Origin of the sequence: Actinoplanes sp. NPDC051633 (assembly GCF_040681735.1) — a bacterium.
In the GTDB taxonomy this organism is placed as follows: domain Bacteria; phylum Actinomycetota; class Actinomycetes; order Mycobacteriales; family Micromonosporaceae; genus Actinoplanes.
Genome location: NZ_JBFAZH010000163.1, coordinates 1 through 9,948, shown reverse-complemented (window position 1 = coordinate 9,948; position 9,948 = coordinate 1). Strand labels below are relative to the sequence as shown.

The following is a 9,948-nucleotide window of genomic DNA, read 5'->3' as shown; positions in this document are numbered from 1 at the left end:
CGCCCGGGCGCGGCACGCCGGGCAGGGCGTGGCGCACGGCTTCGACCGGGTGGAGTTCGCCGAGGCGGGGGTGGACGACCCGGTCGACCTGCTGGTCGGCATCGACGCGCCCGGATTCGCCCGGGAGCTGCGCAACGCGGTGGTCAACCTGGCGATCGCGATGGCCCGGCCCACCACGGCCAGGGCGGGGGCGGGCGGGACGGACGACCCCGACGAGGACGCGATCCGGCTGGAACGGACCGCCGTCGCCGGGCACAACCTGCACCCCTGCGGGCGTACCCGGCTGGGCTGGGACACCACCGACGTGCTCGCGCACGACCTCGAGGCCGGCCACACCTGCATCGGGTTCGTCGCGGTCCGCGACGACGGCCATCTCGGCGACGACGTCGGCGCCGCACTCGGCGAGGTGTACCCGTGGCTGCCACAGGCACCCGCCGGCTACCGCCTGCAGCCGGTGCACGCCTGGCAGCGCGACACGATCCTGCCCGCGCGCTACGGCGACCTGCTGCGCGACGGCGCCCTGCGGATCATGGACGCGACGCTCGACGCGGTGCCGACCGCCGCGCTGCGCACCCTGCTGCTGCCGCCGGGCGCGGACGGGCGCCGCCGATACCTCAAGGTGTCGCTAGACATCCAGGTCACCTCGACCCGGCGCAGCATCAGCGTGGCCAGCACCCGCAACGGCCCGGCGGTGTCCCGGCTGCTGCACCGGCTGGCCGACGACGACCCGGACGGCCACCGGCTCATCCTGCTCGCGGAGACGGCCGGCGCCGCGGTCCCGGCCGGGTCGGGACGCGACATGTCGGCGATCCTTCGCGACGGGCTGACCGGCCGGCTCACGACCAATGAGCGCGCGATCCCGGGCGGCGCGATCGCCGCCCTGCTGCCCGCGCTGCTCGCGGAGTCGGGCCTGTCCCCGCACGCCTGGCTGGACGCGTACGCCCGCCTGCTCCTGCCGCCGCTGCTGCGGTTCACCGCGCGCGGTGTGGCGTTCGAGGCGCACCTGCAGAACTGCCTGCCCACCTTCGCCGCGGGCGTGCCGCACCGGCTGGTGCTGCGGGACTTCGCCGGGCTGCGGCTGCATCCGGCCCGGCTGGCCGCCAACGGGTTCGCCGTGAACCTGTGGCCCGGTTCGGTGGTGGGCACCGGCGACGAGGACGTCCTGCGGGCGAAGATCGGATACACGGCGTTGCAGGCGCACCTCGGTGAGGTGATCATCCGGATGGGCGTGGACGTGGGCATGGGAATGGACGAGGCCGCGGCCTGGCGGACCGTGCGGCGGGTGGTCGACGAGACCTACGCGGGGCTGGGCGGGGATCCGATCGCGCGGCGCGACCACGCCGCGTTCACGGCCGCGCGGGTGCCGCACAAGGCGCTGGTCCGGATGCGTCTGGGCGGCGACGGCGACGCGTACCTGCCGGTCCGGAATCCGCTGCATGCACCCGCCTGAGTGGGTCGCGGCGGCGCTGCGGGCGCTGCCGCGGCCGCGTTGCGCGTTCGTCTACGACACGTCCGTCGTGCGCGCGCAGGCGCAGCGCTTGCGCGCCGTCGTCGGCGACAAAACCGTTCTGCTGTACGCGGTGAAGGCCAACAGCCACGCCTCGGTCGTCGGGGCGCTCGCCGACGCCTGCGACGGGCTCGACGTGGCCTCGCGCGGCGAGCTCGACCTGGCGGTCGCGGCCGGTGCCCGGCGGATCGTGGTGAGCGGCCCGGCCAAGACCGACGACCTGCTCGCCGCCGCGGTCCGCGCCGGCGCCCAGATCAACGTGGAGAGCCGCCACGAGCTGCTGCGGCTGCCGCCCGGCGCGCGGATCGCGATCCGGGTCAACCGGCGCGGGGCGGCCCTGCCCGGCAGCCACGCCATGACCGGGACGCCGACGCCGTTCGGGGTGGACGAGGACGAGCTGCCGGCGCTGCTCGGCGCGGGCCGCCGGATCGAGGGTTTCCACCTGCATGCGGTCTCCAACAACCTGGACGCCGCGGCGCACACGGCCTTCGTCGCCGACTCCCTGGCCTGGTCGGTGCGGACGGCCGCGGCCTTCGGCATCGGGCTCCGGTCGGTCAACGTCGGCGGGGGCCTCGGCGTCGACTACCTCTCCGACGACACCATCGACCTGTCCGTCCTGAGGACGTCGTGGCCGGCCGCGCCCGCCGGGGTGGAGCTCGTCGTCGAGCCCGGCCGGATCCTCGCCGCGGACGCCGGCTGGTACGCCGCCGAGGTCATCGACCTGAAGCGCACCCACGGACGCTGGTTCGCGGTGCTGCGCGGCGGCACCCACCACTTCCGGCTGCCCGCCGCCTGGGGCTACAGCCACCCGTTCACCGTGCTGCCGGTCGACGAATGGCCCTACGACTGGCCGCGGCCGGAGATCCGGGACACCGAGGTCGACGCGGTCGGTGAGCTGTGCACACCGCGCGACGTCCTGGCCCGCGACCAGCGCGTGAAGCGGCTACGGATCGGCGACGTGCTGGTCTTCGGGCGGGCCGGCGCGTACGGCTGGGACATCTCGCACCACGACTTCCTCCGGCACGACCCGCCCGCGTTCCTCGTGCGCTGATCACCGTCCGCTGATCACCGTCCGCTGATCACCGTGCGGTGAAGACCGCCCGCCAGCGCATCGACAGCGGGTCGTCGGGGGCCGGGAACTCGTCGATCGACGCCGTGTCCAGGCCGTCGCGGGCGAACGACTCGACCTCGGCGCGGGTCAGCGGCCACGGCGGGCCGTCGTCGCCGGGCCGGTCGGCCTTGGCGGCCAGCACCAGCAGGGTGCCGCCCGGTGCCACGAGCGTGCCGACCGACGCGATTGCCCGCTGCCGCAGCGCCCGCGGGAGGGCCTGCACGTTGTTGCTCTCCACCACCAGGTCGAAGCGGGCCGGCCAGGACGCCGGCGGGTCGAGCAGATCGGCGACCACGTAGCGGACCAGCGAATGCGGGTGGCGGGCGCGGGCCCCGCGTACCGCGGTCTCGGAGATGTCGAAGGCGGTGGTCGCGAAGCCGAGGCCGGCCACGAACTCGGCGTCGCGGCCCAGGCCGCATCCCACCACCAGGGCCCGGCGGCCGGCGCCGGACACCCGCGTCTCGGCCGCCCAGGCCGACAGCAGCGGCGTCGCCGCCGGCCGGTCCCAGGGCACCTCCGCGGTGCCCCGCTCGGCCTCGGCGTAGAGCCTCTCGAACCAGCCGGTCGGATCCCCGGCGGCCAGCGACGCCCTGGCCAGCCGGTCGGTGTCCCGTTCAGCGTCCATTCCCTCAGCCAACCAGCAGCCGGCCCCGGCGGCTACGCCCCCGGCCGGGTCGGGTGGTAGCCGGCGCGGATCGCGCGCAGTGCCTGCCGGCGGACGTCGCCGGTGAGGGTGTCGATGTAGAGGCGGCCGTCGAGGTGGTCGGTCTCGTGCTGCAGCGCCCGGGCCAGGAAGCCCTCACCCTCGATCACCAGCGGCTCGCCGTGCTGGTCCTGGCCGGTGGCGACCACCCGCATCGCCCGCCTGGTCGGGAACCACAACCCGGGCACCGACAGGCAGCCCTCGTCGTCCTCCCGCTCGCCCTCGAAGCCGGACAGCACCGGGTTGACCATGTGCCCGATCACGCCGTCGACGTTGTACGAGAACACCCGCAGGCTCACCCCGATCTGCGGCCCGGCCACCCCGGCGCGGCCCGGCTCACGGACCGTGTCCTCCAGATCGCGTACCACCGAGCGCAGCTCGGCGTCGAACACCCTGACCGGGTCGGCTTCGGTGCGCAACACCGGGTCACCGACCACCCTGATGGGCCGAATCGTCATGCCGCCAAGGCTATCCGGTCGTTACCGGCGCAAGGGATGCAGGAAGGCACGTTGCGGACGTGATGAACCATGAGTGAGTGACTCGGCGTACACATCTACCAGAAACGGAAACGGTGGATACGCAGCGTGGCCGACCGTGCCAACTTGGCTGCCCGTTCGGTCAGGCTTTCGCACCGACAGTCCGTCACCCTGCCGGATGGCGGAGCGAAGCTCGTCGGGTCATCGGAGTCGCGTCGGCGACAACCGGAGAAACATGACAGACGGTAACCCCAGGCCAGAGCATCCAAGGGTGCCGATGAGACATGACGGAGGTGTCGGGAAGTGGTCGGCGACGCCTCTACCGTGGATCATTCAAAGCGAGGATTCTGGGCTGAGGACGCCGTCACCCATGCAATCCGAGGTCGTTCGGATTGAGGTAACGTTCGTCACCGCGATGGTGAGTCATCACACAGCCCCCTGACCGGAGATACCCCGATGTGCCAGCACAAGACCCCTTGCCCGTCCGCCGACGCCGTTGATCGTGAGGCGGCCCGCACCGTCGCCACCTGCCGCGAGCAGGGCTGGAGCCTGCTCTGCAACGGCGTGATCGTCTTCGAGGACACCGGCGAGATCCTGCCCGACGGCACGCTGATCCAGCCGCACCGCGGGCCGGCCAAGCACGCCCTCGCCGCATAATCGTTAAGTCTTCTGACCGTTACCGATTGTAACGGCCCTCTCAGTCCTCGAACGCTTCCGGCGCCGGGCACGAGCAGACCAGATTCCGGTCGCCGTAGGCGCCGTCGATCCGCCGCACCGGCGGCCAGTACTTCGCCGCGCGGTCCACACTCCCCGGGTACGCCGCCACCGACCGCGGATACGCGTGACCCCACTCGTCCGCCGACACCGACGCCGCCGTGTGCGGGGCGTTGGCGAGCGGATTGTCGTCCTTGGGCCACTCCCCCGCCGCCACCGCCGCGATCTCCCCCCGGATGGCGATCATCGCGTCGCAGAACCTGTCGAGCTCCTCCAGGTCCTCGCTCTCGGTCGGCTCCACCATCAGCGTGCCGGCCACCGGGAACGACATCGTCGGCGCGTGGAAGCCGTAGTCGATCAGCCGCTTCGCCACGTCGTCCACCGAGACACCGGTCGCCTTCGTGATCGGGCGCAGGTCGAGGATGCACTCGTGCGCGACCAGCCCGTCGTCACCGGTGTAGAGCACCGGGTAGTGGTCGCGCAGCCGCGCCGCCACGTAGTTCGCCGACAGCACCGCCACCGACGTCGCCGCGGCCAGCCCGTCCGGGCCCATCATCCGCAGGTACGCCCACGAGATCGGCAGGATGCCCGCCGAGCCGTGTGCTGCCGCGGACACCGCGTGGTGCTCACCCGGCTCGAGCGGGTCACCGGGCAGGAACTCGGCCAGATGCGCGCGTACCGCCACCGGGCCCACACCGGGACCGCCGCCGCCGTGCGGGATGCAGAACGTCTTGTGCAGGTTGAGGTGCGAGACGTCGGCGCCGAACTTGCCCGGCCGCGCGAAGCCGACCAGCGCGTTCAGGTTCGCCCCGTCCACGTAGACCTGACCACCCGCGTCGTGCACGCGGGCGCACAGGTCGGCGATCGAGGTCTCGTAGACGCCGTGCGTCGACGGGTAGGTCACCATGATCGCGGCCAGCCGGTCGGCGTGCTTCTCGATCTTCGCGTCCAGGTCGGCCAGGTCGACGTTGCCGTTCTCGTCGCAGGCCACCACGACCACCCGCATGCCGGCCATCACCGCGGACGCGGCGTTCGTGCCGTGCGCGCTGGACGGGATCAGGCAGACGTCGCGCTCCAGGTCGCCACGGGAGCGGTGGTAGCCGCGGATCGCCAGCAGGCCGGCCAGCTCGCCCTGCGACCCGGCGTTGGGCTGCACGGACACCGCGTCGTAGCCGGTGACCTCGGCCAGCCACTGCTCCAGCTGGGCGACCAGCGCTTCGTAGCCGGCGGTCCGCGACGCCGGGGCGTACGGGTGGATGTTCGCGAACTCCGGCCAGGTGACCGCCTCCATCTCGGCGGTCGCGTTCAGCTTCATCGTGCAGGAGCCCAGCGGGATCATGCCGCGGTCCAGCGCGTAGTCCTTGTCCGACAACCGGCGCAGATAGCGCAGCATCCCGGTCTCGGAGTGGTGGGTGGAGAACACCGGGTGGCTCAGGAAGTCTGAGGTGCGCCGCAGCTCCCGCGGGATGACCTCGTGAGCCGCGCCCGCCTTCGCACCGAAGGCCTTCAGGACCGTCGCGACGTGCGCGTCGGTGGTGGTCTCGTCGGTCGAGACCGACACGTGGTCGGCGTCCACCAGGCGCAGGTCCACGCCGTCGGCGGCCGCCGCCGCGACGATGCCGGCGGCACGACCGGGCACATGCACGGTCAGGGTGTCGAAGAAGGCGACGCCGGTGATCCCGAGGCCGGCCGCGAGGTCCGAGGCCTTCTGATGGGTACGCCGGGCGATCGCCCGCAGGCCGTCCGGCCCGTGGTAGACGGCGTACATGCTCGCCATCACCGCGAGCAGCACCTGCGCCGTGCAGATGTTGCTGGTCGCCTTCTCCCGCCGGATGTGCTGCTCGCGGGTCTGCAGCGCGAGCCGGTACGCGGGCTGGCCGTCGGCGTCCCGCGACACGCCGACCAGCCGGCCGGGCAGCGACCGCTCGAGGCCGGCGCGCACGGCGAGGTAGCCGGCGTGCGGCCCGCCGAAGCCCAGCGGCACCCCGAACCGCTGGGTGGTGCCGGCCGCGATGTCCGCGCCGATCTCACCCGGCGCGCGCAGCAACGTCAGCGCGAGCAGGTCCGCGGCCACGGTGACCAGCGCCCCGGCGGCGTGCGCCCGCTCGACCAGCGCGGCGTGGTCACGCACCACCCCGGACGCGCCGGGGTACTGCAGGTGCAGGCCGAAGAACTCGTCCGGCAGGTCGTCGCCCGCGTCCAGGTCGATCAGGCGCAGCTCGATGCCGAGCGGCTCGGCCCGGGTGCGCAGCACGGCCAGGGTCTGCGGGAACGTGTCGGCGTCCACCACGTACACCAGCGACTTGGACTTGGATCCGCGCTTGGCGAGCGTCATCGCCTCGGCGACCGCGGTGCCCTCGTCGAGCATCGACGCGTTCGCCGTGGTCAGCCCGGTCAGGTCGGTGACCATGGTCTGGAAGTTCAGCAGCGCCTCGAGCCGGCCCTGGCTGATCTCCGGCTGGTACGGCGTGTACGCCGTGTACCAGGCCGGGTTCTCCAGCACGTTGCGCCTGATCACGGCCGGGGTGTGCGTGCCGTAGTAGCCCAGACCGATCATCGACGTGGTGACCTGGTTGCGGCCGGCCAGCTCGCGCAACTCGGCCAGGGCCTCCTCCTCGGAGGCGGCCTCGGGCAGGTCCAGCGTGCCGTGCCACCGGATCACCTCGGGGATCGCGGCGTCCATCAGCTCGCCCGGCGTCGAGTAGCCGATCGCCTTGAGCATGGTGGCCTGCTCGTCGGCGTCCGGGCCGATGTGGCGGTTCGCGAAAGTCGTCATGGCGCACTCCAGGGGCGAAGGTCATCGAACGGACCCTCCCCCTCTGTCATACCCAGCGGGCACTTCAGAGTCGCCTGCCCGCGCGGTCCTTTTGCCTGAGAGGTTCCGGGGAGGATTTGCCCCTTCGGCGCCGCGTCCCAGCATGGCTGGGCAGCGAACTCTCCCGCGCGGCTGGCGACAAACCTACCAGCGGGAATCTTGTCGTACGGCATCCCTAGGGTGTGGCGTATGACCTACTCGGCCGCGGATGACCGCTACGAAACGATGACCTACCGCCGGGCCGGCCGCTCCGGCCTGCGGCTTCCGGCGATCTCGCTGGGGCTGTGGCACAACTTCGGCGACGGCCGCCCGCTCGAGACACAACAGGCGATCGTCCGGCGCGCCTTCGATCTCGGCGTCACCCACTTCGACCTGGCCAACAACTACGGTCCGCCGCCCGGCAGCGCCGAGGCGAACTTCGGCCGGCTGCTCGACGCGGGCCTGCGGCGCTACCGCGACGAGATCGTGGTCAGCACCAAGGCGGGCTACCACATGTGGGAGGGGCCGTATGGCGAGTGGGGCTCCCGGAAATACCTGGTGTCGTCGCTCGACCAGTCCCTGCGCCGCATGGGGCTCGACTACGTCGACGTCTTCTATCACCACCGGCCCGATCCCGACACGCCGCTCGAGGAGACGATGGGCGCACTCGACGCGGTGGTCCGCGCGGGCAAGGCGCTGTATGTGGGCATCAGCAACTACACGGCCGAGCAGACCACGCAGGCCGCGGCGATCCTGCGCGAGCTGGGCACCCCGCTGCTGATCCACCAGCCGTCCTACTCGATCCTCAACCGGCACATCGAGCGCGACCACCTGCTCGACGCGCTGGAGCGGGCCGGCGCGGGCTGCATCGCCTTCAGCCCGCTGCAGCAGGGCCTGCTCACCGACCGCTACCTCGACGGGATCCCCGACGACTCCCGCGTGCGCACCAGCGTCTTCCTCAACGAGACCGACCTGGACGACCAGACCCTGGGCCGCATCCGCGCCCTCAACGACATCGCCCGCGACCGCGGCCAGTCCCTCGCCCAGATGGCCCTGCGGTGGGCGTTGCGCGACCCGCGGATGACCAGCCTGATCATCGGCGCGTCGAGCGTCGCGCAGCTGGAGAACAACGTCGCGGCGCTGCGCGGCCCGGAGCTGTCCAAGGAGGAGCTGGACGCGATCGACGGGACCGTGCTGGATCTATGACCTGCCGTGACGTGGCGGGGGAGGCTGCGCACCACGCCTAGGTCGTCCTAGGATGCTAGGTATCGTTCGGCCGGGGGTTACCCTGTGACCATGACCAGCCCCGTCGTGCATCTCGCACGGCCACACCGCCCCGTGGTGGTGGCCGGGAGTCTGCGCGAGCTGGCCGGTCCCGAGCACGGCCTGGTCGAGCTGCCGCTGCGGCTGTGGTGGGGCCCGCCGCTCGCCTTCGACCTCGACGACCCCGACGCGCTGCTGTGGATGTATGAGAACGTGCTGCGCGAGGCGGTCCGGGCCGAGGAGCTGCGGGCCTGGCTGCACGGCCCGACGCTGATCCGGGTGTGGCCGCGGCTCAACCTCCCCCGCGGCGTGCGCGCCGCCTGGGAGGCACGCCACCGCATCCTGACCCGCTGACTGACCGGCCCGCTGACAGACTGACGCGGTGACCGACTTCTTCACCGATGTCGCCCGCGTCGCCCTGCGGGTCGCGACCAAGCACGGGTTCGTCCTCGGCGGTGGTGTCGCCTGGCTGGTCAACGGCCTGGTCCGGCGCCCGACCGAGGATGTCGACCTGTTCACCGACGCCGAGGACGGCGTGGCCGCGGCGGCCGGCGAGGTGGCCGCGGCGCTCGCCGCGGCCGGCTATTCGGTGGCCCGCGAGACCCCGGACGAGATGTTCGAGGGCATGGAGGACAGCCTCCGCGAGTTCCTGGTCGCCGACGGCGACCGGGCGCTGCGGCTCACGCTGTGCCGGCTGGACCGCAGCCGGGCGCCCGTGGTGATGGACGTCGGCCCGGTGATGCACCTCGACGACCTGGTCGCGACGAAGGTGGCGGCGCTGGTCGGCCGGCGCGAGGCCCGCGACTACATCGACGTGGCGGCGGCGCTCGACCGCTACCCGTTGTCGCGGGTGCTGGAGCTCGCTCTCGCGGCCGATCCGGCCATCGAGCCGGACGACCTCGCCGACGCCGGCCGCTACCTGGACCAGCTGGACGATGCGAGGTTCGCCGTCTACGGCCTGGACGGCGCCGACGTCGCCGACCTGCGGCGCAGGCTCGAGGGCTGGCCGCGATAGCGGCCTGGATCGAAGGGTGCGTTGCACGGGGCCCGCGCTCCCCGGGAGGGGCGCACGGGTGACCACCCACCCGGGCGGGCACCAGAACTTGATCTTCAAGATTCCTGCTACCGGTTCGCTACCGTCGCCGTCCCGATCGGCAACCCGCGGCGCGCAATCTTTTGTCAGGTCCCCCCGAGATGCAACCAAGGAGCTCCCCCACAATGCGCACTCGCATCGGTTCCACCATCGCCGTCATCGTCGCCGCCGCCGGCCTCACCGCCGGCGTCGCGGGTCCCATCTACTCGGCCCTCGGCGGCAGCGACGCCCCGGCGGCCACCACGGTCCAGGCCGCGGCCATGGGCAAGATCATGCGGTAACCCTCC

Annotated in this window: 10 protein-coding genes and 1 riboswitch; of the genes, 7 read left to right on the top strand and 3 right to left on the bottom strand. The window is 72.4% G+C overall.

Features of this window, described 5'->3' with window-relative positions; translation table 11 throughout:
• Positions 1-1,450 (top strand): IucA/IucC family protein (locus AB0M20_RS12415; RefSeq protein WP_364297356.1); only part of this gene is annotated, 1,450 nt, incomplete at its 5' end.
• Positions 1,437-2,558 (top strand): type III PLP-dependent enzyme, encoded by a 1,122-nt coding sequence (locus AB0M20_RS12410; RefSeq protein WP_364297354.1) that lies wholly within the window; start codon positions 1,437-1,439, stop codon positions 2,556-2,558. The genes AB0M20_RS12415 and AB0M20_RS12410, both read left to right, overlap by 14 nt.
• A gap of 28 nt (positions 2,559-2,586) precedes the next feature.
• On the opposite strand, the gene AB0M20_RS12405 is transcribed toward AB0M20_RS12410, so the two are convergent.
• Together AB0M20_RS12405 and AB0M20_RS12400 are read right to left on the bottom strand one after the other, a co-directional pair.
• Positions 2,587-3,243, bottom strand: coding sequence for a class I SAM-dependent methyltransferase (locus tag AB0M20_RS12405; RefSeq protein ID WP_364297352.1), 657 nt, complete (start codon positions 3,241-3,243; stop codon positions 2,587-2,589).
• A gap of 32 nt (positions 3,244-3,275) precedes the next feature.
• Entirely contained in the window at positions 3,276-3,779 is a 504-nt protein-coding gene (locus AB0M20_RS12400) for a peptide deformylase (protein WP_364297350.1), read from the bottom strand.
• 474 nt (positions 3,780-4,253) lie between these two features.
• Between AB0M20_RS12400 and AB0M20_RS12395 the strand changes: the two genes are divergently transcribed.
• A complete protein-coding gene (locus AB0M20_RS12395) occupies positions 4,254-4,454 on the top strand; it encodes a DUF5999 family protein (protein WP_364297348.1) in 201 nt (66 codons plus the stop codon).
• Positions 4,455-4,494: 40 nt separating this feature from the next.
• On the opposite strand, the gene gcvP is transcribed toward AB0M20_RS12395, so the two are convergent.
• A complete protein-coding gene (gene gcvP, locus AB0M20_RS12390) occupies positions 4,495-7,287 on the bottom strand; it encodes an aminomethyl-transferring glycine dehydrogenase (RefSeq protein ID WP_364297346.1) in 2,793 nt (930 codons plus the stop codon).
• Positions 7,288-7,360: 73 nt separating this feature from the next.
• Positions 7,361-7,463, bottom strand: a riboswitch (glycine riboswitch).
• 52 nt (positions 7,464-7,515) lie between these two features.
• On the opposite strand from gcvP, the gene mgrA reads away from it, so the two are divergent.
• The 4 genes from mgrA (at position 7,516) to AB0M20_RS12370 (ending at position 9,942) form a co-directional block, all read left to right on the top strand.
• The gene (mgrA, locus tag AB0M20_RS12385) at positions 7,516-8,511 is read left to right on the top strand and encodes an L-glyceraldehyde 3-phosphate reductase (RefSeq protein WP_364297344.1); all 996 of its coding nucleotides are present in this window, start codon (positions 7,516-7,518) and stop codon (positions 8,509-8,511) included.
• 84 nt (positions 8,512-8,595) lie between these two features.
• The gene (locus AB0M20_RS12380; protein WP_364297342.1) at positions 8,596-8,922 is read left to right on the top strand and encodes a hypothetical protein; all 327 of its coding nucleotides are present in this window, start codon (positions 8,596-8,598) and stop codon (positions 8,920-8,922) included.
• Positions 8,923-8,950: 28 nt separating this feature from the next.
• Entirely contained in the window at positions 8,951-9,583 is a 633-nt protein-coding gene (locus tag AB0M20_RS12375; protein ID WP_364297340.1) for a nucleotidyl transferase AbiEii/AbiGii toxin family protein, read from the top strand.
• A 203-nt stretch (positions 9,584-9,786) separates the two neighbouring features.
• Positions 9,787-9,942, top strand: coding sequence for a hypothetical protein (locus AB0M20_RS12370; RefSeq protein ID WP_364297338.1), 156 nt, complete (start codon positions 9,787-9,789; stop codon positions 9,940-9,942).
• Positions 9,943-9,948 lie beyond the last annotated feature (6 nt).

Coding starts and splice junctions, on each gene's coding strand:
- AB0M20_RS12410 (WP_364297354.1), top strand. CDS start 1,437: ATGCACCCGCCTGAGTGGGTCGCGGCGGCGCTGCGGGCGCTGCCGCGG.
- AB0M20_RS12405 (WP_364297352.1), bottom strand. CDS start 3,243: ATGGACGCTGAACGGGACACCGACCGGCTGGCCAGGGCGTCGCTGGCC.
- AB0M20_RS12400 (WP_364297350.1), bottom strand. CDS start 3,779: ATGACGATTCGGCCCATCAGGGTGGTCGGTGACCCGGTGTTGCGCACC.
- AB0M20_RS12395 (WP_364297348.1), top strand. CDS start 4,254: ATGTGCCAGCACAAGACCCCTTGCCCGTCCGCCGACGCCGTTGATCGT.
- gcvP (WP_364297346.1), bottom strand. CDS start 7,287: ATGACGACTTTCGCGAACCGCCACATCGGCCCGGACGCCGACGAGCAG.
- mgrA (WP_364297344.1), top strand. CDS start 7,516: ATGACCTACTCGGCCGCGGATGACCGCTACGAAACGATGACCTACCGC.
- AB0M20_RS12370 (WP_364297338.1), top strand. CDS start 9,787: ATGCGCACTCGCATCGGTTCCACCATCGCCGTCATCGTCGCCGCCGCC.